This is a genomic window from Streptomyces sp. SGAir0957 (assembly GCF_043523415.1).
The window spans coordinates 6,305,772-6,331,194 of sequence record NZ_CP027293.1 but is presented as its reverse complement, the minus strand read 5'-3'; the positions used below and the strand labels follow the sequence as shown (position 1 = coordinate 6,331,194).

At 70.4% G+C, this 25,423-nt stretch carries 20 protein-coding genes; 6 read left to right on the top strand and 14 right to left on the bottom strand.

Annotated features, from left to right (window positions below; genetic code table 11):
- Nucleotides 1-123: 123 nt before the first annotated feature.
- From tkt to pgl, 5 genes are read left to right on the top strand one after another with little or no spacing between them, the layout of a single operon-like run.
- Nucleotides 124-2,211, top strand: a complete 2,088-nt coding sequence (tkt, locus tag C1N81_RS33435; protein WP_394435043.1) for a transketolase — start codon at nt 124-126, stop codon at nt 2,209-2,211.
- Between the two features lie 34 nt (nt 2,212-2,245).
- Nucleotides 2,246-3,364 carry a transaldolase gene (gene tal, locus C1N81_RS33430; RefSeq protein WP_394435042.1) on the top strand — a complete coding sequence of 373 codons (1,119 nt, stop codon included), beginning with the start codon at nt 2,246-2,248 and terminating at the stop codon, nt 3,362-3,364.
- Between the two features lie 4 nt (nt 3,365-3,368).
- Nucleotides 3,369-4,898 (top strand): glucose-6-phosphate dehydrogenase, encoded by a 1,530-nt coding sequence (gene zwf / locus C1N81_RS33425; protein ID WP_394435041.1) that lies wholly within the window; start codon nt 3,369-3,371, stop codon nt 4,896-4,898.
- A complete protein-coding gene (gene opcA / locus C1N81_RS33420; RefSeq protein WP_394435040.1) occupies nt 4,895-6,076 on the top strand; it encodes a glucose-6-phosphate dehydrogenase assembly protein OpcA in 1,182 nt (393 codons plus the stop codon). The genes zwf and opcA overlap by 4 nt, the downstream gene beginning before the upstream one ends.
- Entirely contained in the window at nt 6,073-6,852 is a 780-nt protein-coding gene (pgl, locus tag C1N81_RS33415) for a 6-phosphogluconolactonase (protein WP_394435039.1), read from the top strand. Before opcA ends, pgl begins: the two co-directional genes overlap by 4 nt.
- Before the next feature lie 44 nt (nt 6,853-6,896).
- Here the strand turns inward: pgl and C1N81_RS33410 are convergent, their stop codons facing one another.
- From C1N81_RS33410 to C1N81_RS33395, 4 genes are all read right to left on the bottom strand, one after another.
- On the bottom strand, nt 6,897-7,406 hold the full coding sequence (locus tag C1N81_RS33410) for a DUF2087 domain-containing protein (RefSeq protein WP_394435038.1): 510 nt from the start codon (nt 7,404-7,406) through the stop codon (nt 6,897-6,899).
- Between the two features lie 42 nt (nt 7,407-7,448).
- Nucleotides 7,449-9,122, bottom strand: coding sequence for a glucose-6-phosphate isomerase (pgi, locus tag C1N81_RS33405; protein ID WP_394435037.1), 1,674 nt, complete (start codon nt 9,120-9,122; stop codon nt 7,449-7,451).
- 127 nt (nt 9,123-9,249) lie between these two features.
- Nucleotides 9,250-10,014: a sugar isomerase domain-containing protein gene (locus tag C1N81_RS33400; RefSeq protein WP_394435036.1), complete on the bottom strand. Its 765-nt coding sequence runs from the start codon at nt 10,012-10,014 to the stop codon at nt 9,250-9,252.
- A 76-nt stretch (nt 10,015-10,090) separates the two neighbouring features.
- On the bottom strand, nt 10,091-11,086 hold the full coding sequence (locus C1N81_RS33395; RefSeq protein WP_394435035.1) for an N-acetylglucosamine kinase: 996 nt from the start codon (nt 11,084-11,086) through the stop codon (nt 10,091-10,093).
- A gap of 73 nt (nt 11,087-11,159) precedes the next feature.
- Here C1N81_RS33395 and C1N81_RS33390 point away from each other — a divergent pair, with 73 nt between their 5' ends.
- Nucleotides 11,160-12,041 carry a MurR/RpiR family transcriptional regulator gene (locus C1N81_RS33390; RefSeq protein ID WP_394435034.1) on the top strand — a complete coding sequence of 294 codons (882 nt, stop codon included), beginning with the start codon at nt 11,160-11,162 and terminating at the stop codon, nt 12,039-12,041.
- Between the two features lie 59 nt (nt 12,042-12,100).
- On the opposite strand, the gene C1N81_RS33385 is transcribed toward C1N81_RS33390, so the two are convergent.
- The 10 genes from C1N81_RS33385 to uvrC form a co-directional block, all read right to left on the bottom strand.
- Nucleotides 12,101-12,436, bottom strand: a complete 336-nt coding sequence (locus tag C1N81_RS33385) for an RNA polymerase-binding protein RbpA (protein ID WP_003976875.1) — start codon at nt 12,434-12,436, stop codon at nt 12,101-12,103.
- 231 nt (nt 12,437-12,667) lie between these two features.
- On the bottom strand, nt 12,668-12,898 hold the full coding sequence (secG, locus tag C1N81_RS33380) for a preprotein translocase subunit SecG (protein ID WP_324766249.1): 231 nt from the start codon (nt 12,896-12,898) through the stop codon (nt 12,668-12,670).
- 147 nt (nt 12,899-13,045) lie between these two features.
- The gene (gene tpiA / locus C1N81_RS33375; RefSeq protein WP_394435033.1) at nt 13,046-13,822 is read right to left on the bottom strand and encodes a triose-phosphate isomerase; all 777 of its coding nucleotides are present in this window, start codon (nt 13,820-13,822) and stop codon (nt 13,046-13,048) included.
- 6 nt (nt 13,823-13,828) lie between these two features.
- On the bottom strand, nt 13,829-15,040 hold the full coding sequence (locus C1N81_RS33370) for a phosphoglycerate kinase (RefSeq protein WP_394435032.1): 1,212 nt from the start codon (nt 15,038-15,040) through the stop codon (nt 13,829-13,831).
- A 142-nt stretch (nt 15,041-15,182) separates the two neighbouring features.
- Nucleotides 15,183-16,193, bottom strand: a complete 1,011-nt coding sequence (gene gap, locus C1N81_RS33365; protein ID WP_394435031.1) for a type I glyceraldehyde-3-phosphate dehydrogenase — start codon at nt 16,191-16,193, stop codon at nt 15,183-15,185.
- Between the two features lie 189 nt (nt 16,194-16,382).
- Nucleotides 16,383-19,316, bottom strand: coding sequence for a M14 family metallopeptidase (locus tag C1N81_RS33360; protein WP_394435030.1), 2,934 nt, complete (start codon nt 19,314-19,316; stop codon nt 16,383-16,385).
- Between the two features lie 208 nt (nt 19,317-19,524).
- Nucleotides 19,525-20,562: a DNA-binding protein WhiA gene (gene whiA, locus C1N81_RS33355; RefSeq protein ID WP_394435029.1), complete on the bottom strand. Its 1,038-nt coding sequence runs from the start codon at nt 20,560-20,562 to the stop codon at nt 19,525-19,527.
- Complete coding sequence (gene yvcK / locus C1N81_RS33350) at nt 20,553-21,590, bottom strand: gluconeogenesis factor YvcK family protein (protein ID WP_394435028.1); 1,038 nt, start codon at nt 21,588-21,590, stop codon at nt 20,553-20,555. The genes whiA and yvcK overlap by 10 nt, the downstream gene beginning before the upstream one ends.
- Nucleotides 21,587-22,720, bottom strand: a complete 1,134-nt coding sequence (gene rapZ, locus C1N81_RS33345; protein ID WP_394435027.1) for an RNase adapter RapZ — start codon at nt 22,718-22,720, stop codon at nt 21,587-21,589. The genes yvcK and rapZ overlap by 4 nt, the downstream gene beginning before the upstream one ends.
- Nucleotides 22,717-25,329 (bottom strand): excinuclease ABC subunit UvrC, encoded by a 2,613-nt coding sequence (gene uvrC / locus C1N81_RS33340; RefSeq protein ID WP_394435026.1) that lies wholly within the window; start codon nt 25,327-25,329, stop codon nt 22,717-22,719. Before uvrC ends, rapZ begins: the two co-directional genes overlap by 4 nt.
- Between the last annotated feature and the right edge of the window lie 94 nt (nt 25,330-25,423).

Genomic DNA, 25,423 nt, shown 5'->3' with positions numbered 1-25,423 from the left:
AAAGAGTCCCGGCAGGCTGGAATGGATCGAAAGAATGCTTGTTCCAGCAAGGGTAGGCTCGACAACAGCCGGTGAGACCGACATCACCGGTATGACCCATGTGGAGAGGAGCCCTGACTCAGGGTGAGCACCAAGCCGACCACCACTGACCTCGAGTGGACCGATGTGGACCAGCGGGCCGTAGACACCGCGCGCGTCCTGGCCGCCGACGCCGTACAGAAGGTCGGCAACGGCCATCCCGGTACGGCGATGAGCCTGGCCCCGGCCGCGTACACCCTTTTCCAGAAGGTGATGCGACACGACCCGGCGGACGCCGACTGGGTCGGCCGGGACCGTTTCGTCCTGTCCGCGGGCCACTCGTCCCTGACCCTCTACATCCAGCTCTACCTGGCCGGTTTCGGCCTGGAGCTGGACGACCTCAAGGCGTTCCGCACCTGGGGCTCCAAGACCCCCGGTCACCCCGAGTACGGCCACACCACCGGCGTCGAGACCACCACGGGCCCGCTCGGCCAGGGTGTCGCCAACGCAGTCGGCATGGCGATGGCCGCCCGCTACGAGCGCGGCCTGTTCGACCCGGAGGCGGCCCTCGGCACCTCCCCGTTCGACCACTTCATCTACGCCATCGCCGGTGACGGCTGCCTCCAGGAGGGCATCTCCTCCGAGGCGTCCTCGCTCGCGGGCCACCAGAAGCTCGGCAACCTGGTCCTACTGTGGGACGACAACCACATCTCGATCGAGGGCGACACCGAGACGGCCGTCTCCGAGGACACCTGCAAGCGCTACGAGGCCTACGGCTGGCACGTCCAGCGCGTCGAGCCGAAGCCGGACGGCGACCTCGACCACGAGGCCATCTACAACGCCATCCAGGCGGCGAAGAAGGTCACGGACAAGCCGTCCTTCATCGCCATGCGCTCGATCATCGCCTGGCCCGCCCCGAACGCGCAGAACACCGAGGCCGCGCACGGCTCGGCGCTCGGCGACGACGAGGTGGCCGCCACCAAGCGCGTCCTCGGCTTCGACCCGGAGAAGTCCTTCGACGTCTCCGAGGAGGTCATCGCCCACACCCGCAAGGCCCGCGACCGCGGCGCCGAGGCCAAGGCCGAGTGGGAGAAGTCGTTCCAGGAGTGGCGTGCGGCCAACCCGGAGCGCGCCGCCGAGTTCGACCGGATCAACGCGGGCGAGCTGCCGGCCGGCTGGGAGGAGAAGCTCCCGGCGTTCGAGACCGGCAAGGGCGTCGCCACCCGCGCCGCCTCCGGCAAGGTCCTCCAGGCGCTCGGCCCGGTCATCCCCGAGCTGTGGGGCGGCTCCGCCGACCTGGCGGGCTCGAACAACACGACGATCGACAAGACGTCGTCGTTCCTGCCCGAGGGCAACGCGCTGCCGGAGGCCGACCCGTACGGCCGCACGATCCACTTCGGCATCCGCGAGCACTCGATGGCCGCGGAGATGAACGGCATCGCGCTGCACGGCCACACCCGTATCTACGGCGGCACGTTCCTCACCTTCTCCGACTACATGCGCAACGCCGTGCGCCTGTCGGCCCTGATGCACCTGCCGGTGACGTACGTGTGGACGCACGACTCCATCGGCCTCGGTGAGGACGGCCCGACCCACCAGCCGGTCGAGCACATCGCGTCGCTGCGCGCCATCCCGGGCCTCAACGTGGTCCGCCCGGCCGACGCCAACGAGACGGCGATCGCCTGGCGCGAGATCCTCAGGCGCGGCAAGAAGGACTACGGCAAGAGCGCGCCGCACGGCCTCGTCCTGACCCGTCAGGGCGTGCCGACGTACGACGCGAACGAGTCCACGGTCAAGGGCGGCTACGTCCTGGTCGAGGCCTCGAAGGAGACTCCGGACCTCATCCTCATCGCCACCGGCTCCGAGGTGCAGCTCGCCGTCGAGGCGCGCGAGACCCTGGAGGCGGACGGGATCGCCACCCGCGTGGTGTCCATGCCGTCCGTCGAGTGGTTCGAGGAGCAGGACCAGGGGTACCGGGAGAGCGTCCTGCCGTCCGCGGTCAGGGCCCGTGTCGCCGTCGAGGCCGGGATCGGTCTGACGTGGCACAAGTACGTGGGTGACGCCGGCCGCATCGTCTCGCTGGAGCACTACGGTGCCTCGGCCGACGGCAAGGTCCTCTTCAAGGAGTTCGGTTTCACCGCCGAGAACGTGGTGGCCAAGGCGCGGGAATCCCTCGCCGCGGTCCAGCGCTGACGCCTCTATACGACACGTAGGAGATGCAATTTCCATGACAGACGCACTGAAGCGCCTCTCCGAGGAGGGCGTCGCGATCTGGCTGGACGACCTGTCGCGCAAGCGGATCACCTCGGGCAACCTCGCCGAGCTGATCGACCAGCAGCACGTCGTGGGCGTCACGACCAATCCGTCGATCTTCCAGAAGGCGATCTCGCAGGGCGACGGTTACGACCAGCAGCTCTCCGACCTCGCCGCCCGCCGGGTCACGGTCGAGGAAGCCATCCGCATGATCACGACGGCGGACGTCCGTGACGCCGCCGACATCCTGCGCCCGGTCTTCGACGCGACGGGCGGCCAGGACGGCCGTGTGTCGATCGAGGTCGACCCGCGCCTGGCGCACAACACCAAGGCGACCGTCGCCGAGGCCAAGCAGCTCGCCTGGCTGGTGGACCGGCCGAACGCGCTCATCAAGATCCCGGCCACCGAGGCGGGCATCCCGGCGATCACCGAGGCCATCGGCCTCGGCATCAGCGTCAACGTGACGCTGATCTTCTCGCTCGAGCGCTACCGCAAGGTCATGGATGCCTACCTCGCCGGCCTGGAGAAGGCCAAGGAGCGCGGCCTCGACCTGTCCACGATCCACTCCGTGGCGTCCTTCTTCGTGTCCCGCGTGGACACCGAGATCGACAAGCGCCTGGACTCCATCGGCACGGAGGAGGCCAAGTCCCTCAAGGGCAAGGCCGCCCTCGCCAACGCCCGCCTCGCCTACGAGGCGTACGAGGAGGTCTTCTCCTCCGACCGCTGGGCCGCGCTCGACAAGGCGCAGGCCAACAAGCAGCGTCCGCTGTGGGCCTCGACCGGCGTCAAGGACCCGGCCTACAAGGACACGCTGTACGTCGACGAGCTGGTGGCGCCGAACACGGTGAACACCATGCCGGAGGCGACCCTGGAGGCCGCCGCCGACCACGGGCAGATCACCGGCAACACGATCAAGGGCACCTACGACCAGGCCCGCTCCGAGATCGCCGCGGTGGAGAAGCTCGGCATCTCGTACGACGAGGTCGTGCAGCTGCTCGAGGACGAGGGCGTCGAGAAGTTCGAGGCGTCCTGGACCGACCTGCTCAAGTCGACCGAGGCCGAGCTCAAGCGCCTCGCCCCCTCGGAGGGCTGAAACCTTGACCGCACACGGAGCCAACCCGCTCCGTGACCCCGCAGACCGACGGCTCCCGCGCATCGCGGGGCCGTCGGGTCTGGTGATCTTCGGTGTCACGGGCGATTTGTCACGTAAAAAGCTGATGCCCGCCGTGTACGACCTCGCCAACCGGGGTCTGCTCCCGCCGGGCTTCTCGCTGATCGGGTTCGCCCGCCGCGACTGGGAGGACGAGGACTTCGCCCAGGTCGTGCACGACGCGGTCAAGCAGCACTCCCGCACCCCCTTCCGCGAAGAGGTCTGGCAGCAGCTCATCCAGGGCATGCGCTTCGTCCAGGGCAACTTCGACGACGACGATGCCTTCGAGACCCTGAAGTCGACGATCCAGGACCTGGACAAGTCGCAGGGCACGGGCGGCAACTTCGCGTTCTACCTCTCCGTACCCCCCAAGTTCTTCCCGCTGGTCGTCAAGCAGCTCAAGGAGCACGGCCTCGCGGACGCGCCGCAGGGCTCCTGGCGGCGCGCCGTCATCGAGAAGCCGTTCGGCCACGACCTCGCGTCGGCCAAGGAGCTGAACGCGATCGTGCACGAGGTGTTCGACCCGGACCAGGTGTTCCGGATCGACCACTACCTCGGCAAGGAGACCGTCCAGAACATCCTGGCGCTGCGCTTCGCCAACCAGATGTTCGAGCCGATCTGGAACCGGTCCTACGTGGACCACGTGCAGATCACCATGGCCGAGGACATCGGCATCGGCGGCCGCGCGGGCTACTACGACGGCATCGGCGCCGCCCGTGACGTCATCCAGAACCACCTGCTCCAGCTGATGGCGCTCACCGCGATGGAGGAGCCCGCCTCCTTCGACGCGGACGCGCTCGTCGCCGAGAAGGCCAAGGTGCTCGGCGCCATCCGGCTCCCGAAGGACCTCGGCAGGAGCACGGTGCGCGGCCAGTACGCGGCCGGATGGCAAGGCGGCGAGAAGGCCGTCGGCTACCTGGAGGAAGAGGGCATCGACCCCAAGTCGAAGACCGACACCTACGCCGCCGTGAAGCTGGAGGTGGACAACCGCCGCTGGGCGGGCGTCCCCTTCTACCTGCGCACCGGCAAGCGCCTGGGCCGCCGCGTCACCGAGATCGCCGTCGTCTTCCAGCGCGCCCCGCACTCCCCCTTCGACCACACGGCGACGGAGGAGCTGGGCCAGAACGCGATCGTGATCCGCGTCCAGCCGGACGAGGGCATCACGGTCCGCTTCGGCTCCAAGGTGCCGGGCACCTCGATGGAGATCCGGGACGTCTCGATGGACTTCGCCTACGGCGAGTCGTTCACCGAGTCCAGCCCGGAGGCGTACGAGCGGCTCATCCTGGACGTCCTGCTCGGCGACTCCAACCTCTTCCCGCGCACGGAGGAGGTCGAGCTGTCCTGGAAGATCCTCGACCCGATCGAGAACTACTGGGACAAGCACGGCAGGCCCGCGCAGTACCCGTCCGGCACGTGGGGGCCCGCGGAGGCGGACGAGATGCTCGCACGAGACGGACGGAGCTGGCGCCGGCCATGAAGATCGACCTCACGGACACCACCTCCAGCAAGATCAACAAGGCGCTGGTGAAGGCCCGCCGCGCCGTCGGCACCCCTGCCGTCGGCATGGTCCTCACCCTCGTCATCGTCACCGACGAGGAGAACGCCTACGACGCCCTGAAGGCGGCCAACGAGGCGTCGCGCGAGCACCCCTCGCGCACGCTCGTCGTCATCAAGCGCGTCTCCCGCTCCCCTCGTGACCGCACGAAGTCGCGGCTCGACGCGGAGGTGCGGGTCGGCGTCGAGGCGGGCACCGGCGAGACGATCGTGCTCCGCCTCTACGGCGAGATCATCGACCACGCCCAGTCGGTCGTGCTGCCGCTCCTGCTCCCCGACGCCCCGACGGTCGTGTGGTGGGCGGTGGACGCGCCGCTCGACCCCGCCAAGGACCCGCTGGGCGCCCTGGCCCAGCGCCGCGTCACGGACACGTACGCGGCCGAGCAGCCGGTCGAGGAGCTGGAGGCCCGCGCCGAGTTCTACGCACCCGGCGACACGGACCTGTCCTGGACCCGGATCACGCCGTGGCGCTCCATGCTGGCCGCCGCCCTGGACCAGGTGACGTGCGACGTCACTCAGGTCGAGGTGGAGGGCGAGGAGTTCAACCCGAGCTGCGAGCTGCTCGCCATGTGGCTCGCGGAGCGGCTCGACGTGCCGGTGGCCCGCTCGTACTCGCCGGGTCCCGGCCTGACCGGTGTCCGCATGGACTCCACCTGCGGCCCGATCGTCCTCGACCGGGCCGACGGCATCCTCGCCACGCTCTCCATCGAGGGCCAGCCGGACCGCTCCGTCGCCCTCAAGCGGCGCGAGACGTCCGAGCTGATCGCCGAGGAGCTGCGGCGCCTGGACCCGGACGACACGTACGCGGCGGCGCTGCGGTTCGGCGTGGACCGGCTCGCCGCGTCCGCGCGGCAGGCGGCCGGGCAGGCCGACGCGTCCAGGTCCGCGGCGCCCTCCCCCGCGCAGGACGCCCCGGGTCCGGTGAAGAAGGCGGCCGCCAAGAAGGCACCGGCGAAGCAGACGGCCACCAAGCAGACGGCCACCAAGCAGGCGTCCGCTCAGGAGGAACCGGCGAAGAAGGCCGCGGCCAAGAAGGCGCCGGTCAAGGCACCCGCCAAGAAGGCGGCCAAGGCTCCGGCCAAGAAGGCGGCGGCGAAATGAGCGCGGCACCCCAACTCGTCGTCCACCGTGACAAGGAGCTGATGGCGCAGGCCGCCGCGGCCCGCCTCATCACCAAGATCGTCGACGCTCAGGCGGCCCGCGGCTACGCGTCCGTCGTGCTCACGGGCGGGCGCAACGGGAACGGCCTCCTTGCCGCGCTCGCCGCCGCCCCCGCCCGTGACGCGATCGACTGGAGCCGCCTCGACCTGTGGTGGGGCGACGAGCGGTTCCTGCCGAACGGGGACCCGGAGCGCAACTACACGCAGGCCAAGGAGGCGCTCCTCGACTCGGTGCCGCTCAACCCCGCGCGCGTGCACCCCATGCCCGCGTCGGACGGCCCGTACGAGGCGGACGCCGCGGCCGAGATCTACGCGGCCGAACTCGCCACCGCCGCCGGGCCCGAGGACCATGGCGGGGTGCCGACGTTCGACGTCCTGATGCTCGGCGTCGGCCCCGACACGCACGTCGCGTCGCTCTTCCCCGAGCTGCCCGCCGTCCGCGAGACGGAGCGCACGGTGGTGGGCGTGCGCGGCGCGCCGAAGCCGCCGCCCACCCGCATCACGCTCACGCTCCCGGCGATCCGGGCCGCGCGCGAGGTGTGGCTGCTCGCGGCGGGCGAGGACAAGGCGAAGGCGGCCGCGATCGCCCTGTCCGGGGCCGGGGAGATCCAGGCCCCGGCGGCGGGCGCGTACGGCCGCTCGCGGACGCTGTGGCTGCTCGACTCGGCCGCGGCCTCCCAGCTGCCGCCGGAGCTCTACCCGCCGGCGATCGCCTGACAGCGCCAAAGGCGTAAGGCCCCGCATCGTGAAGATGCGGGGCCTTACGCGTGCTCCGGGACCCGGTAGTCCGACCCGTCCTTCTCCCGTACGAGCAGGCCGTCGTTGACGCAGTAGCGGCGCAGTGCGGCGGTGTCGTCGTGGACGGTGCCGAGCGCCGCGTTGATCTCGCGCTCGCTGTAGGTGCGGTCGGTGTCGAAGAGGGTGCCCGTGAGGTGGACGAGGAGGTCGTGGCGCACGGAGGCGCGGACCGGGATCGTGGTCAGCCGGCCGCGGGCGAAGAAGCCGGTGAGATGGCGCGGGACCCCGGTGGTGGCGGGCTCCGGGGGCCGGGCGCGCCGGAACACCTCGGGTCCTGCCCGCAGCGACCCGTCGTCGAGGCGCTCGACGAGCCCGGCGCCGATCAGCTTGCCCAGATGTCTGCGGGCGGCCGGGGAGTCGGCTTCGCGCGGCGGCAGCTCGTCGAGGACGATGCGCGCGTACAGCCTGAGTCGTTCGGGGTCGGCGAGCGCCGACATGAGCTGGTCCACTGGGGTGCCTCCCGGCAGGGTCACGGACGGGCAGTCTCGCCCGCCGGGCGGCACCCCCGCATCCGATTAACTCGAACGTCCGCGCAGTGAGCGGTACTTACTGACGAGCGCCCGGGTCGACGCGTCGAGTCCTGGCACGTCGGCGCCCTCGGTCAGGGCCGGTTCGACGCGCTTGGCGAGGACCTTGCCGAGCTCGACGCCCCACTGGTCGAAGGAGTCGATGTTCCAGATGGCGCCCTGGACGAACACCTTGTGCTCGTAGAGGGCGATCAGCTGGCCGAGCACGGACGGCGTCAGGGACGTGGCGAGGATCGTCGTCGTCGGGTGGTTGCCCTTGAACGTCTTGTGCGGCACCAGCTCCTCGGGCACGCCCTCCTCGCGCACCTCGTCCGGCGTCTTGCCGAAGGCGAGGGCCTGCGTCTGGGCGAAGAAGTTGGCCATGAGCAGGTCGTGCTGGGCGACGAGGCCCGGCAGCAGATCGGCGACGGGCTCGGCGAAGCCGATGAAGTCCGCCGGGATCAGCTTGGTGCCCTGGTGGATGAGCTGGTAGTAGGCGTGCTGGCCGTTGGTGCCGGGGGTGCCCCACACGACGGGCCCGGTCTGCCAGCCGACCTCCTCGCCGTCGCGCTGCACGGACTTGCCGTTGGACTCCATGTCGAGCTGCTGGAGGTACGCCGTGAACTTCGACAGGTAGTGCGAGTACGGGAGGACCGCGTGCGACTGGGCGTCGTGGAAGTTGCCGTACCAGACGCCGAGGAGGCCGAGCAGGAGCGGCACGTTGGTCTCGGGTGGCGCGGTGCGGAAGTGCTCGTCGACGCGGTGGAAGCCGTCGAGCATCTCGCGGAAGGCGTCCGGGCCGATGGCGATCATCAGCGAGAGGCCGATGGCCGAGTCGAAGGAGTAGCGGCCGCCGACCCAGTCCCAGAACTCGAACATATTGGCCGTGTCGATGCCGAAGTCGGAGACCTTCTCGGCATTGGTCGACAGGGCGACGAAGTGCTTGGCGACGGCGTCCTGACCGGCCCTCAGCTCGGTGAGGAGCCAGTCGCGCGCGGAGGTCGCGTTGGTGATCGTCTCGATGGTGGTGAAGGTCTTCGAGGCGATGATGAAGAGCGTCTCGGCGGCGTCCAGATCCCGTACGGCCTCGTGCAGGTCGGCGCCGTCGACGTTGGAGACGAAGCGGACGGTGAGGTCGCGGTCGGTGAAGGAGCGCAGCGCCTCGTAGGCCATGGCGGGTCCGAGGTCGGAGCCGCCGATGCCGATGTTGACGATGTTCTTGATGCGCTTGCCGGTGTGTCCGGTCCACTCGCCGGAGCGCACCTTGTCGGAGAAGACGGCCATCTTGTCGAGGACGGCGTGCACCTTCGGGACGACGTTCTCGCCGTCGACCTCGATGACCGCGTCGCGCGGGGCGCGCAGCGCGGTGTGGAGCACGGCCCGGTCCTCGGTCGTGTTGATCTTCTCGCCGCGGAACATGGCGTCCCGCAGGCCGAAGACGCCGGTGGCGGCGGCCAGCTCGCGCAGCAGCCGGAGCGTCTCCTCGGTGACCAGGTGCTTGGAGTAGTCGAGGTGCAGGTCGCCGACGTCAAGCACCAGGCGCGTGCCGCGCGCCGGGTCCGCGGCGAACAGCTCGCGCAGGTGCACGTCGCTCAGCTGCTCCCGGTGCTTGGCCAGCGCCTGCCACTCGGCCGTCTGGGTGAGCCGCGCGCGGCTCTTTGCGCCTGCTTCGAACGCGTTCATCTCGGACTTCAGCTGCCTCTCGTACGTGCGTACGTGCCATGCCCCGCTCTGCGACCAACCTAATCGATCAGGGGCCGGTATGAGCGGTCTGTCCGGGGCAGGGGCGGCCGTCCGGGGAGGCGCGCGGTCAGTGGCCGCCGCGGTGCAGGCGCCCCGCGTAGTGGTCCTCCAGGCGGCCGTTGCGCTCGAAGCCGCCGGGCAGGTTGGCGGAGACGTAGACGGGCGGCTCGTGACCCTCGGCGAGCAGCAGGGCGACGGCCTCGGCCACGACCATCTGGACGAGCAGCGCGGAGGTGATCGTGGAGACGCCGCAGAGTGTGCCGCCGTCGGGGAGCGGAAGGATGGCGTCGCCGGTCGGGGCACAGTTGTCGAGGACGGCGTCGGCGTGGTCGGCGAGGCGGCTGCCGCTCGCGTGCAGGGCGGGCACGGACCGGGTGTGTTCGAGCGAGGTGAGGGCGACGAGCGAGTGGCCCTTCTCCTTGACCAGGAGGGCCATGTCGACGATGGAGTTGTTGACGCCCGAGTTGGAGATGATCACGAACAGGTCCTGCGGGCGCGGGGTGCTGAGTTCGTAGAGCCGGGCGGCGAGTCCGGGGCGGCGCTCCAGGAGCGGGTCGTCGAGCACGGAGCGGTCCTCGCCGCCGCGCAGGACGAGGTCGTGCAGGGCGACGCGGGTGGTGGGGATGAGGCCGCCCGCGCGCCCGGAGATCTCCAGGGCGGTCGCCTGCGAGTGGCCGGTGCCGAACGCGTGCACGACCCCGTCGGCGGCGACGCAGTCCGCGATGAGCCGGGCGGCCGCGGCGACGCCCTCCTTGTTCGTGGCGACGGCGCGCTCGACGTGCTCGCGCACCTGGTCCGCCAACACGTCCGCGCCGAGCTGCTGTTCCGTCATGACCGCGTCCACCTTCGGTTCATCGATTCAGTTCGAGCCGTGCTGATCGAAAGATTGAACCAAGCCGGTGTCGCCGTCAAGGCATCCCGGGTGATCCGTCGGCCAGCAGCCGGGCCAGCGCGACCGCGCCGCCCACACCGTCCGGCACGGCCGAGCACCGCAACGCCATCGGCTCCACGGCCGCGCGCAGCCGCTCCCCCAACGGGCCGCCGGGGCCGAGGAGCCCGCCGGTGACGATCAGCGACTCGCCGGGCTCCGGCTCCAACGCCCGCACCGTGTCGGCGAGCTGAGCGGCGGCCTCGTCCAGCAGGGAGCGCGCCCAGGTGTCCCCGCGCTCCGCCGCCGCCACCACGAGCGGGCTCATCTCGGCGAGGACGACCGGCCGTTGCGCGTACGCCCAGAGGGCTATGTGCTGCTTGAGGCGGTGCCGGCCCGCCCAGTCGAGCGCGGGGTCGGCGCGGCCCGGCACCACCCGGTCCAGGACCAGCGTCACCAGCGGGCCCCACTCCGCACGCCCGTCGACCGCGCGCAGCGCCCCGCGCAGCGCCTGCCGCCCGAGCCAGAAGCCGCTTCCGGTGTCGCCGAGCAGCCAGCCGTCCCCGTCCACCACCCGCACCGTGCGGCGCCCGGCGACCCGGGCCGCCGCCGCGCCGGTCCCGGCGATGAGGACGAGCCCGTCGGCCGGGGCGCCGGGCCCGGAGGCGCAGGCCACCTCCACGTCGCCGTAGACGCGCAGCGCCACGCCGCCGATGCCGAGCCGGTCGAGCGCCTCGGCCAGGCACCCCTCGGCCGCGCCGCGCCCGCGCGCGGGGGCGCCGCCCTCGCCGGCGCCCGCGAATCCGCCGACGACCCCGGCGACCGCGCCGCGCAGCTTCTCCGGCACGGCCGACTCCAGCGCCTGCGCCAGGTGCCGGACGAGTGCGGGCCGCTCGACGCTCAGCGCGTTGCCCGGACCGCCGTGTCCGGTGCCGACGATCCTGCCGTCCGCGTCGACGCAGCGCGCCCGCACCTGGGTGCCGCCGGCGTCGATGCCGACGGCGAGCGGGGCCGCGTACGGCCCGGTGCGATCCATGGATTCAGTGAGCACACCGCATGATGATTGATAGATTCAGGATCGGACAACACCGTCGGCACGGAAGAGCCTCATGATCACAGCCCGCATCCGCTCCGAACTGCCCACCCTCAGCGGCTCGTTGCGCAAGGTCGGCGCCTACGTCCTCGCCGACCCGGCCGCCGTCGCGGGGACCTCGGCGGCCGACCTCGGGCGGCGGACCGGCACGTCGCAGGCCACCGTCACCCGGTTCTGCCAGGCGCTCGGCCTGGAGACCTACCAGCGGCTGCTGCTCGAACTCGCCAAGGAGCAGGGGGAGAACGACCAGGGGGCCGGCCGCGACGGCCAGGAGCGCCCCCTCGGCCCCGACATCGGCCCGGACGACGACCTGGAGCACCTGATCTCCGTCGTCGCCCACGCCGACCTCCAGGCGCTGCGCAGCACCCGCGACCAACTGGACCGCCGGGCCCTGGAGTCGGCCGCCCAGGCGCTCGCCAAGGCGCGCCGCATCGACGTGTACGGGGTGGGCGGCTCGGGCGTCCTCGCGCGGGAGACCGAGGCCCGTCTGTTCGGCATCGGGATGCCGGCCCGCGGCTGGACGGAGGTGCACGCGGCGGAGACCTCGGCGGCGCTCCTGACCCCCGCCGACGCGGCGGTGGCCCTCTCCCACTCGGGCCGCACCCGTGAGGTCCTCGGGCCGCTGCGGCTCGCCGCCGAGCGGGGCGCCACGACGATCGCGGTCACCGGCGACCCCCGCTCCCCCGTCGCCCAGGCCGCGGCCGTACATCTGACCTGGACCGCGGCGGAGACGAGCTTCCGGCGCGGCAGTTTCGGCGCGCGCCACTCGGCGCTGCTGATCCTCGACTGCCTCTACGCGCGCGTGGCGCAGCTGACCTATGACCGGGCGACGGCCTCGATCGCGCTGACGGCGCACATCTCCGAGGAGCACGCGGCGCGCCCGCGCCGCCGGCCCTGAGGGCGTGGAACAGCGACAGCCGGGTGCCTCGGGGGCACCCGGCCGGTTCGTCCTGGTGTCTAGATCTCGCCGCGCAGTTTCGCCAGCGCCTCGGCGAGGATCGCCTCGCCGTCCGCGTCGCTGCGCCGCTCCCGTACGTATGCGAGGTGCGTCTTGTACGGCTCGGTACGGGGCGGGTCCGGCGGGTTGTCCCGGTCCTGCCCGGCGGGGAAGCCGCAGCGCGGACAGTCCCAGGTCTCCGGCACCTGCGCGTCGGAGGCGAAGCTCGGCTGCGTCTCGTGCCCGTTCGAGCACCAGAAGGAGATGCGCAGGCGGGGCGCGGACTCGCCGCGCTCGGCCTCACCCATCGGCCCCGCCCCGACCCGACTTCCTCGGATCGCGTTGCCACTTGCCACGGTCGTAACTCCCTGCGTGATGGTGCCGCGAAGCGTGTCGGCGTCTCGCTTCGCCGCGGAGCGCCTCAGTCTACGTAAGGCCCAACGCGCGTCCAGTGATTGGAGTTACCTCGTCTCACCTAGACGCAAGCCCCATGATAGGCGGCGCTGTTGGGCGCGTACCGGACATGGGGCTTTACGTGAGCTCTGTGCAGTTGTGACGGGTGGAACCGAGGGTTCAGCCCCGGAGGATCAGTTGTTGATCTTCATCAGGATGCCGAGCACCACGATGCACGCGAACCAGAGCAGACCGAGCACGATCGTGATCCGGTCCAGGTTCCGCTCGGCGACGGACGAGCCGCCGACGGAGGACTGCATGCCGCCACCGAACATGTCGGAAAGGCCGCCGCCCTTTCCCTTGTGCATGAGCACCAGGAGCATCAGCAGCAGGCTGAAGACGATCAGGGCGATCGAGAACCCCATAACCACGGCTGGACCAACTTCCTCGGACTTTTTCGGACGACGGGGCCGAGGCTCTCATCAAGGAGAAGAGCTTCGGCCCCGCAAGGGTACGACGTATCGCCGCTAGCGCATACTCACAGGTCGCGCCACTCGGCCATCATCCGCTAATCACTGCTCGTGGAAGCGGACGATCTTGACGAACTCTTCGGCGTCCAGGGAGGCACCGCCGACCAGGGCGCCGTCGATGTCGGGCTTGCCCATGATCTCGGCGACGTTGCCGGACTTCACCGAACCGCCGTACTGGATGCGCACCTTGTCGGCCACGTCCTGCGCGTACAGCTCGGCGACCTTGCCGCGGATGGCGGCGCAGACCTCCTGCGCGTCGTCGGCGCCGCAGACCTTGCCGGTGCCGATGGCCCAGACCGGCTCGTAGGCGATGACGATCGTCTCGGCCTGCTCGGCGGTCAGGTCCTTGAGGCCGCCCTCGACCTGGGTGAGCGTGTGGGAGACGTGGTTGCCCGCCTCGCGCACGTCCAGCTCCTCGCCGACGCACAGGATCGGGGTCAGGCCGTGCTTGTAGGCGGCCTTCACCTTGGCGTTGACGAGCTCGTCGGTCTCGGCGTGGTACTGGCGGCGCTCGGAGTGCCCGACCGCCACGTACGTGCACTTGAGCTTGGCGAGCATGGCACCGGAGATCTCACCGGTGTAGGCGCCGGAGTCGTGCGCCGACAGGTCCTGGGCACCGTACTTGATCTTGAGCTTGTCGCCGTCGACCAGCGTCTGGACCGAGCGCAGGTCGGTGAAGGGCGGCAGGACGGCGACCTCGACGGCCTCGTAGTCCTTGTCCGCGAGGGCGAAGGCGAGCTTCTGGACGTGGGCGATGGCCTCGAGGTGGTTGAGGTTCATCTTCCAGTTGCCCGCCATCAGCGGCGTGCGGGTGCTCATTAAGGGTCAGTCCTCCAGTGCGGCGAGACCGGGCAGCGTCTTGCCCTCGAGGTACTCGAGGGAGGCGCCGCCACCGGTCGAGATGTGGCCGAATGCCTTTTCGTCGAAGCCCAGGGTACGGACGGCCGCGGCGGAGTCGCCGCCGCCCACCACGGTGAAGCCCGGGGAGTCGAGGAGGGCCTGGGCGACCGCCTTGGTGCCCTCGGCGTAGTCGGGGTGCTCGAAGACGCCCATCGGGCCGTTCCAGAACACGGTCTGCGCGTCGGCGAGCTTCGAGGCGTACAGCCTGCCGGACTCCGGACCGATGTCGAGGCCCATCTGGTCGGCGGGCATGGCGTCCGCGGGGACGGTGGTGGGGTGCGTCGGGGCCTTCGCCTTGAGGTCGGGGAACTCGGGGGCCACCACGACGTCCACCGGCAGCACGATCTCCACGCCGTTCTTCTCGGCGCGCTCCAGGTACTCGGCCACCGCCGAGATCTGGTCCTCCTGGACGAGCGAGATACCGACCTCGTACCCCTTGGCCTTGAGGAACGTGAAGACCATGCCGCCGCCGATGAGCAGCCGGTCGGCCTTGCCGAGCAGCTGGTCGATGACGGCCAGCTTGTCGGAGACCTTGGCGCCGCCGAGCGCGACGACGTACGGGCGCTTGACGTCGTCGGTGAGCTTCTTCAGGACGCCGACCTCGGTGGCGATGAGGTAACCGGCGTAGGCCGGGAGCTTCTTCGCCAGGTCGTAGACGGAGGCGTGCTTGCGGTGCACGGCGCCGAAGCCGTCGCTCACGTAGACGTCGGCGAGGGCGGCCAGCTGGTCGGCGAACTCGCCGCGCTCGGTGTCGTCCTTGCTGGTCTCGCCCGCGTTGAAGCGCAGGTTCTCGATGACGGCGACCTGGCCGGGCTCCAGACCGTTCACCGCGTCGTGGGCGGCGGGGCCGACCGTGTCCTGGGCGAACGCGACGGGCTTGTCGAGGAGTTCACCGAGCCGCTCGGCGGCGGGCAGCAGCGAGAACTGCGGGTCCGGCGCGCCCTTGGGGCGGCCCAGGTGCGAGGCGACGATCACCTTGGCGCCGGCGTCGGCGAGCGCCCTGACGGTGGGCAGGACGGCGCGGATGCGGCCGTCGTCGGTGATGAGGCCGTCGGCCAGCGGCACGTTGAGGTCGGCGCGGACGAACACCCGCTTTCCGTCGACCCCTTCGGCGAGAAGTTCCTCAATGGTCTTCATGACTGGGCTACTCCTGTAGTGAAGCTGTTCCGGTTGGCGCCCTAAGGCTGTGAGACGGACGCGGAGAAGGCCCGGACCGACGCGCGGCGTCGCGCGGGTCCGGACCTTCGCTCACATCGAGATGCTCTGCTGTTCTGGAACCTTAGAGCTGACCACCGACGAAGACCGTGAGGTCGACGAGGCGGTTGGAGTAGCCCCACTCGTTGTCGTACCAGCCGAGGATCTTCACCGTCTTGCCCTCCTGGACCATGGTCATGGCGGAGTCGAAGGTGCAGGAGGCCGGGTCGCTGACGATGTCGGACGACACGATCGGGTCCTCGGTGTAGAAGAGGTAGCCCTTCAGGTCGCCGTCGTCGGCGGCCTTCTTGAACGCGGCGTTGACCTCGTCCTTGGTGACCTCGCGCTGCAGCTCGACGACCAGGTCGGTGGCGGAGCCGGTCGGGACCGGGACACGCATCGCGATGCCGTCGAGCTTGCCCTTGAGCTGCGGCAGGACCAGGGCGGTGGCCTTGGCGGCGCCCGTCGTAGTCGGGATGATGTTCTCGGCGGCGGCGCGGGCGCGGCGCAGGTCCTTGTGCGGGAAGTCCAGGATGCGCTGGTCGTTGGTGTACGCGTGGACCGTCGTCATCAGGCCCTTGACGATGCCGAAGTTCTCGTCGAGAACCTTGGCCATCGGCGCCACACAGTTGGTGGTGCAGGAGGCGTTGGAGATGACGTGGTGCTGGGAAGCGTCGTACTTGTCCTGGTTGACGCCCATCACGATGGTGATGTCCTCGTCCTTGGCCGGAGCCGAGATGAGGACCTTCTTGGCGCCGCCCGCGATGTGCTTCTCGGCGTCGGCCTTCTTGGTGAAGATGCCGGTCGACTCGATGACGATGTCGACGCCCAGGTCGCCCCACGGGATGTCGGCGGGGTTGCGCTCCGACAGGACCTTGATGGTCTTGCCGTCGACCGTGATGGTGTCCTCGGTGTGCGACACCTCGGCCTTGAGCTTGCCGAGGATGGTGTCGTACTTCAGAAGATGCGCGGTGGTCGCGGTGTCACCCAGGTCGTTGACAGCCACGATCTCGATGTCCGCACCCTGCTCGAGCAGTGCGCGGAAGTAGTTGCGACCGATGCGGCCAAAGCCGTTGATGCCTACGCGGATCGTCACGAACCGATCTCCTCGTTGGTACGCCGGATTCGACGCCGGCGAGATGTATTGGGATGTCCCCGACCGCCTTCGACCCTACCTCTCATAAGGGCTTGGGGTGACATCGAGCGGTCCTATGCAGGACACAGCGGCCCGTACTCGTCAGTAACGTACGGGCCGCTGCCTATTTCCCCGGTATTTCGGCGTCAATCAGTCGCTAATTGAGCGCAGCGCCTTTCTGATGAGCGCATTTCGATCCGCGGTCGCGGTGACGTGTTCCAGACCGAATCCCAGAAGAACGCTGTCCGGGGTGCTGACCGCGCCGTAGGTCGTGAACAGGTCCTTGGCGAGCGCCCAGTCCTCGACGGCGGGCGGGCTGCCCGCGGGCGGCCCGGGGACCGTCCAGACGCCCAGGGACGTCTCGAAGTCCTCGTTCTGGGTGACCTGGCCCCCGACGACGACGGCCAGGTTGTCGGCGCGCACGCCCTCGCCGCCGGAGCCGGGGTCGGTCACGTAGCTGAGCGAGACCTCGACGGAGCGGCCCGCGTAGGCGCTCAGGTCGTAGCTGACCGTCTTCCAGTCGTCCGAGGAGCCGGTGAGGCTGTTCCACGCGCCCGTGGTGCCGGTGTTCTGGCAGGCGGCGCCGCCTCCGGTCAGGTAGCGCGTCAGCGCCGGGTGGTCGGCCAGGAGGAAGCCCGCCTCGCACTCCGTGGGCACGGCGCTGGATGTGAACCCGGTTGTGTCGGGCAGCGTGGTCCAGTCCTCGGCGCCGACCGTGTGCGCCTCCAGGAGGACGTGGTCGTAGCCCCTCTCGGTGTCCCACAGGAGCTGTGTCCGCAGGGCGGGCTGCTGGGCCGCGGTGACGCCCGTGAGGTCGATGGTGCGGGTCAGGCGCTTGTAGGCGTCGTCCGTGTGCACGGCGGCGGCCATGCCCGCGCCCTCGTACTGGCCCGCCCCGGCGCTCTCGAACTGCGGCAGGGTGGCCGAGGTGACCTCGTAGAGGCCGGCGCTGTTGAGCGGGTTGCCCGGCGCGTCGCCCAGGGCGGCGGTGATGCCGGAGAGCTCGCCCGAGCCCTCGAACCGGGTGGCGACCGGGGCCGCGGTGCGGGAGTAGGCGCCCAGGTAGTACTGGCTGAAGTCGTTCGTCGTGGTGTCGCCGATGTCGACGGAGCCGCCCGCCTTCTCGCCCGCCTCGATCAGCTTGCCGCCCTCGTTCAGATAGTCGCGTATGGCGAGCTGAGTGGTGAGTCCCGGCCTGTCCGCGTTCGTGTAGTGGACGACCGTCCCGAAGTGGCCGAGCACACCCAGCGGGTCGGGGGTGCCCTGCTTGGCGACGTTCCAGACGGCCGCCTTGCGCCCGGCCGCCTTCAGCGCGTCCACGTACGCCGCTGTCTGCTGCCCGGCGGCGTCGTTCTCCGCGAGGACGAGCGTGTCGGCCTTCGGGCGCTCGGCGACGGTGTACGTGAAGTGGGAACTGGACGTGGCCTTTCCGGATTTCGTCCGGCCCGTGAACCACACCTCCACCTTGTCGCCCACATCGGCGTCCTCCACCTTCGCCCGATACGCGTCGAAGTGGAGATTGTCCTCACCGCCGTAGGTCTCGCCGCCCTTCCAGGCGCGCAATTCCTCGTCGTGCGAACGGCCGCCATTGATGCGGTAGTTCAGCTCCTTGTCGCGTACGGACTTCCGCGCCACGACGGAGACTTCCTGGTCGCCCCCGCGCGCGTACGAGGTCGGGAACGTGGCCGGGGTGAAGTCGGCCGCCTCCAGGCCGACCGCCGAGGACGGCTGGTCGGGGTGGTGCGCCGTCTCAGCCAGGGAGAGCGCGAAGGGGATGTTCTTCCGGAACTCCGCCTGGATGAGCTTCTCATCGTCCGGGAACGTGAAGATGGACGCGCAGTCCTGGGGGCGCCAGGCGTCGTTCGGGTCGACGTTCGACGCGGTCTGGCAGGTGCTCATCTCGGGGGTGAACATCGAGATGCCGTTGACGTTGCCGGCGTGGCCGTCCGCCTCGCCGTTGGTCGTGTACAGCTCGGAGGAGACCTGCGGGTGGTAGCCGGGGATCGCGGAGTTCTGCGGGGTGCCGGCGAGCGCCTGGTAGAGCACGTCGTCCGGGGTCGGCGTGGCGACCTGCCAGCCCACGCCGTACAGGAGCAGCTCGGCGGCGGAGTGGTAGTTGATGGCGTAGTCGAAGCCGATCCGCTTCTCGAAGGCGTCGATGGCCTTGGTCTCGGGCTCGGAGTTCGGCCCGGTGCCGCGGTAGGTCTCGCTGGCGGGGCGCGGTGACGAGCCCTCGTCGTCGTAGCCCCACTTGTAGGCGAAGTTGCGGTTGAGGTCGACACCGTCGCCGGGGGTGATGGCGCCGTCGCCGTTGACGTCGCGCAGGTTCTTGCGCCACTGGCGGTTGGCGGCGGCCTTGTGCGTGAAGTCGTAGCCGTCCGGGTTGGCCGACAGGACGAACCACAGCTCCGTGGTGTCGACGATCTTCTTGATGCGCCGGTCCTTGGCGTAGTTGTCGAGGTAGTAGTGCATGAGGCGGCGGGTCATCTCGGGGGTGATCCACTCGCGCGCGTGCTGGTTCGACATGTAGAGGACCGACGGTCTGGCGCCGTCCTTGACCTTCTTGGCGTCCTTGCTGAGTTTCAGCGCGAGGATGTCCTGGCCCTGGATCGTCTTGCCGATGGAGACGACCTTCGTGAGGCCTGGGTTCTCCTGCCCGGTGCGGACGATCTCCTCCTGGAGGTTGCCCTTGCCGCTGTAGGGCCGGAAGACACCGTCACCAGCGGCTTTGAGGCGGGCCTCCGTCCTGGCGGCGACCTTGTGCTCGGCGAGTTTCACGCCCTTGCCGCGCAGCGCCCCCGCCTGCTGGTCGGTGAGGTAGACCTCGACCTCGGCGGTGCCCTTCTCGGGCGCCTGCTCGCTGAGTTCGTGGGCGTCCTGCCCGGCCTGCAGGAGCAGGGGTATCTGCTCCTTGGTGACCTCGGCACGGAACACCTTGACGGCGTCCGCGCCGGGATCCGCGCTCGCGGCCCTGTCGCTCCGCGGACTTCCGCCGTCCGCGTGGGCGACGGGCGCCAGCGCGGCTCCCCCCACCCCCAGCACCAGTGCTCCGACAGCGAGGATCGATCTCGCTCTTCGTCCCATGAGCCCCCCTTGCAGTTGTCTGCCGCGGTCGTGGCCACTGCCACAGAAGCGAACTGGCGCCAGACTCATGACGGTTCATGGTCAAGTCAAGGGGGCGTCAAGGGGGTTGGCCGGAGGCGAGCAAGTAGGCCGGGGCGGTAAAAAAAGTGGTGGCGGCGCCTCAGCGGGCGCCGCCACCACCTGTATGGGCTGGTTCCCGGCCTCCGGGTCAGCCCGCCATGTTCTCCGCGAGGCTGTCGGCCATCTCCTCGGCCATCTCCTCCACCATCTCCTCGGCCAGCTCCTCCGTCAGGTTCGACTCCGTGCCGGGGATGCCGAGATCCTGGGCGCGCTTGTCGGCCATCGCGAGGAGGCGGCGGATACGGCCCGCGACCGCGTCCTTGGTCAGCGGCGGGTCCGCGAGGGCGCCCAGCTCCTCCAGGGACGCCTGCTTGTGCTCCATGCGCAGACGGCCCGCGGCGGCCAGGTGCTCGGGAACCTCGTCGGCGAGGATCTCCAGGGCGCGCTGCACCCGGGCGCCCGCGGCGACGGCCGCGCGGGCCGAGCGGCGCAGGTTCGCGTCGTCGAAGTTGGCGAGACGGTTCGCCGTGGCCCGGACCTCGCGGCGCATCCGCCGCTCCTCCCAGGCAAGCACCGACTCGTGCGCACCCATCCGGGTGAGCAGCGCGCCGATCGCGTCGCCGTCACGGACGACCACCCGGTCCACGCCGCGCACCTCACGGGCCTTCGCCGCGATGGAGAGCCGGCGGGCCGCGCCGACCAGGGCGAGCGCCGCCTCGGGACCCGGGCACGTCACCTCCAGAGAGCTGGAGCGGCCGGGCTCGGTCAGCGAGCCGTGCGCCAGGAACGCGCCGCGCCAGGCCGCCTCCGCGTCGCAGGTGGCCCCCGAGACCACCTGCGGCGGCAGACCCCGGATGGGGCGTCCGCGGCCGTCCACGAGCCCCGTCTGGCGGGCCAGCTGATCGCCGCCCGCGACCACTCGTACGACAAAACGCGAGCCGCGGCGCAGCCCGCCGGGCGCCATCACGATCAGCTCCGAGCTGTGCCCGAAGATTTCGAGAATGTCCCGCTTGAGCCGCCTCGCGGCCATCGCGGTGTCCAGCTCCGCCTCGATCACGATGCGGCCGCTCACCAGGTGAAGGCCGCCCGCGAACCGCAGAATCGCCGAGACCTCGGCCTTTCTGCAGCACGTCCGGGTGACGGGGAGCCGGGAGATCTCGTCCTTCACCGCTGCCGTCATCGCCATGGGCCGATCCTTCCATGCATCCGAAAAATACGGTCGTACGCGGCGGCCAACAGCTCCGGATCATGGATCGGAGTCCCATCGGGCCTGGCCACCGGCGCCAGCTCGACCGCGGCACCGAAACGCTCCTTGGCGGTGTCGGTCAATGACGCGCGGTCGGGCACGGCGGCCTCGTCGGCCAGCACCACGTCCAGGGCGAGTTTAGGGGCGTGTCGTCCCAAAACCTCCAAATGACGCTGCGGGGAGAAGCCATCGGTTTCTCCGGGTTGCGGAGCGAGGTTCAGCGAGAGGACCCGGCGCGCCTTCGTCTCGACGAGCGCGTCGAGCAATTCGGGGACGAGCAGATGCGGGATCACGGAGGAGAACCAGGAGCCCGGACCGAGCACCACCCAGTCCGCGTCGAGCACGGCGGCGACGGCCTCCGGCACGGCCGGCGGGTCGTTCGGCACGAGGTGCACGGACTGCACCTCGCCGGGCGTGAGCGCGACCGTGGCCTGCCCCCGCACCGTGTCCACGTCGTCGGGGCGCTCCGGGTCATGCCCCTTGACCAGGGCCTGGAGTTCCAGCGGCACGGCGGACATGGGCAGCACGCGCCCGTGCGCGCCGAGCAGCTTGCCGACCAGGTCGAGCGCCTGCACATGGTCGCCGAGCTGCTCCCACAGGGCGACGATCAGCAGGTTGCCGACCGCGTGCCCGTTCATCTCGCCCGGCGACTGGAAACGGTGCTGGATGACGCGGGCCCAGGTCTGGCCCCAGTCGTCGTCGCCGCACAGCGCCGCGAGCGCCTTGCGCAGGTCGCCGGGCGGCAGCACGCCCAGCTCGTCCCGCAGGCGGCCGCTGGAGCCGCCGTCGTCGGCGACCGTAACCACGGCGGTCAGGTCGCCGGTGATGCGGCGCAGCGCGGCGAGGGATGCGGACAGGCCCATGCCGCCGCCCAGGGCGACGACCTTGGGGGTCGCGCCCCTGCGGCGCATCGCCGGTGCGTTCCTGCGGCTCAGCCTGCTGGTGAGCCGCAGCGTGCGTCCTGTCATTCGCGGCCCATGTCCCGGTGGACGACCACGGTCTCCACGCCCTGCGAGGCCAGCCGGGCCGCGAGCTTCTCCGAAGTGGCGACGGAACGGTGCTTGCCACCCGTACAGCCGACGGCGATGGTCACGTACCGCTTGCCCTCGCGGCGGTAACCGGCGGCGATCAGCTGGAGCAGCTCGGTGTACCGGTCGAGGAACTCCTTCGCGCCGGGCTGCGAGAAGACGTAGTTGGAGACCTCCTCGTTCAGGCCGGTGAAGGGCCGCAGCTCCGGCACCCAGTGCGGGTTCGGCAGGAACCGCATGTCCACGACGAGGTCGGCGTCGACGGGCAGCCCGTACTTGAACCCGAACGACATGACCGTGGCCCGCAGCTCGGGCTCCTCCTCGCCCGCGAACTGGGCGTCCATCTTCGCGCGCAGCTCGTGCACGTTCAGGCTGGAGGTGTCGATGACCAGGTCCGCGTCGCCACGCAGCTCGCGCAGGAGTTCGCGCTCGGCCGCGATGCCGTCGACGATGCGGCCGTCGCCCTGGAGGGGGTGCGGGCGGCGCACCGACTCGAAACGGCGCACCAGGGCCTCGTCGGAGGACTCCAGGAAGACGATGCGGCGGGTGACGTGCTTGGCCTCCAGATCGGCCAGGGACTCCCGCAGATTGTCGAAGAACCGCCGCCCTCGTACGTCGACGACGACCGCGATCCGGGCGACATTGCCCTGCGAACGGGCGCCCAGCTCCACCATCGTCGGGATCAGCGCGGGCGGCAGGTTGTCCACGACGAACCAGCCGAGGTCCTCCAGGCACTTCGCCGCGGTGGAGCGGCCCGCACCGGACATCCCGGAGATGATCACCAACTCGGGGATGACGGCTTCCGGAATGCCGGGGGCGTCGATCTTCCCGTTGGCCGCGCCACTGCCGGTGCTGCCATGAGCACCGCTGCCGGTGCTGCCATGAGCACCGCTGTCAGTACTGCTATGCGTACCGCTGTTAGTACCGCTGCTCACCTGAACTCCGTGCTCCGCTTCCGCCGGGTCGGTACGGCTGGGCGCCGGGTCCCCGGTATCACTGATGCCGCTGCCATGGCTGGTATCACTGCTGTCGCTCATGTCGCTGCTCACATGCTCGTCGTAGTCGCTCATGGCTCCTGCCCCCGTCGTTCTTCCGAGGCGCCCGCCCCAACGGGCTCCTCACCCCCAGGCCCGCCTTCGGCGTGCTCCGTGGTGGTGTCTTGGGTGTGGTGCGCGACGCGCGCGTCGCTGCGGTGATCATCCTGCTGGGTGGGGTGCGCGGCGGTGTGCGGTGTGCTCCGCGGCGCGGTGTGCGGTGTGCTCTGCGGTGCGGTGTGTTGGGCGTCGCCCGGGGTGTCGTCGCGGGTGCCGCGCTGGGCGCCGGACGGGGCGCCGCCCGGGGTGTCGTCGCGGGTGCCGCGCCCGGCGCCGGATGGGGCTCCGGCGTGGGCATCGCTTTGGGCTTCGCCCGGAGTGCCGACCTCGGTTTCGCCCGGAGTGCCGACCTCAGTTTCGTTCAAGGCACCGCCTGGCGCTGCGTCCGGGGCACCGCCTGGCCCGCCAGGCCGGGCACCGCCGTGAGCGCCGCTCGGGGCTTCGCCATCGGCGTCGCGCTGGGCACTGCCCTCGGCATTGCGCTGTGCCCCGCCCTGGATGTCCCCCCGGACGTCGTCCTCGGCCGGGTCGTTCTGTTCCTGGGCGGATTCCCGGGCGGAGTCCGACGGCTCGGTCGGGCCGTTGGAATCCTCGGTGTCCAGGATTTCGCCGGTGGTCATGTTCACCGCGGGCGCGGCGGGAGCCGCTTGCGCGAAGGCGGCCACGATCGTTTCTGCCGTCTTGCGGCCTATGCCGGGGACCTCGCAGATCTGGTCGATCGTCGCGGCGCGGAGGCGCTTGACGGAGCCGAAGTGCTTGATGAGGGCCTGTTTGCGGGTGTCGCCGAGACCGGGTACGTCGTCGAGCGGCCCCGCGCGGAAGCGCTTGGCGCGCTTGGTGCGCTGGTAGGTGATGGCGAAGCGGTGGGCCTCGTCGCGGACGCGCTGGAGCAGGTAGAGGCCCTCGCTGGTGCGGGGCAGGACGACGGGGTCCTCCTCGTCCGGCACCCAGACCTCTTCGAGCCGCTTGGCGAGACCGCAGACGGCGACGTCGTCGATGCCCAGTTCGTCGAGCGCCCGCTTGGCCGCGGCGACCTGCGGCTGACCGCCGTCGACCACGACGAGCTGCGGCGGGTACGCGAACTTCTTGGGCCGGCCGTCCTCCTCCGTGAGGGTGGAGAGGGTGGCCTCGCTGGGCTCCCCGTCCTCGTCGACCGGCTCCGCGTCGGACCACTCCCCCGACTTCTCCTGCGCGGAGAGGTACCGCTTGAAGCGCCGGGTGATCACTTCGTGCATGGACCGGACGTCGTCCTGCCCCTCGAACCCCTTGATCTGGAAGCGCCGGTATTCGCTCTTGCGGGCGAGGCCGTCCTCCAGGACCACCATGGAGGCCACGACGTCGTCGCCCTGGAGGTGCGAGATGTCGTAGCACTCGATGCGCAGCGGCGCGCTGTCGAGGCCGAGCGCCTCGGCGATCTCCTCCAGGGCGCGCGAGCGCGTGGTGAGGTCGGAGGCGCGCTTGGTCTTGTGCAGGGCGAGGGCGTGCAGCGCATTGCGGTGCACGGTCTCCATCAGCGCCTTCTTGTCACCGCGCTGCGGAATGCGCAGCGATACGCCGGATCCGCGCCGCTCGGTGAGCCACGCCTGGACGGGCTCGACGGGGTCGGGCAGCGCCGGGACGAGCACCTCCTTGGGGACGGCGTCCCCGCTCTCCTCCCCGTAGAGCTGCTGCAACGCGTGCTCGACGAGGTCGCCGCTCGTGACGGCCTCGACCTTGTCCGTGACCCAGCCGCGCTGACCCCGGACGCGTCCGCCCCGTACGTGGAAGATCTGGACGGCGGCCTCCAGCTCGTCCTCCGCGAGGGCGATGAGGTCGGCGTCGGTGGCGTCGGCGAGGACGACCGCGCTCTTCTCCATCGCCTTGCGCAGCGCCCCCACATCGTCACGGAGGCGAGCCGCGCGCTCGTACTCCATGTCGTCGGCGGCCTCCGCCATCTCCCTCTCCAGGCGGCGGATGTACGTGTTCGTGCGCCCGGTCATGAAGTCGCAGAACTCCTCGGCCAGGTCCCGGTGTTCCTCGGGCGTGACGCGGCCCACGCAGGGCGCCGAGCACTTGCCGATGTATCCGAGCAGGCAGGGGCGGCCGGTCCGCTCCGCGTTCTTGAACACGCCCGCGGAGCAGGTACGGACGGGGAAGACGCGCAGGAGCAGGTCGACGGTGTCGCGGATGGCCCACGCGTGCCCGTACGGGCCGAAGTAGCGCACGCCCTTCCTCTTCTGGCCGCGCATCACCTGGACGCGCGGATACTCCTCGTTCATGGTGACCGCGAGGTACGGGTAGCTCTTGTCGTCGCGGTACTTGACGTTGAACCGGGGGTCGAACTCCTTGATCCAGGAGTACTCCAGCTGCAGCGCCTCGACCTCCGTGCGCACCACCGTCCATTCCACGGAGGCGGCCGTGGTGACCATGGTGCGCGTACGGGGGTGCAGGTTCGCCAGGTCCTGGAAATAGTTCGCCAGGCGCTGGCGCAGGCTCTTCGCCTTTCCGACGTAGATCACCCGGCGGTGCTCGTCGCGGAACCTGTACACCCCTGGGGAGTCGGGAATCTGTCCCGGCTTGGGGCGGTAGCTGGAGGGGTCGGCCATGTCAGACACCCTACTGGCGGGGTGTGACAGTCCGGCGCTCCTGGGGACGGGGCTTCCGCGCGGCCTTCGCGGGGCTTGTCGAGTGCAGGACAAC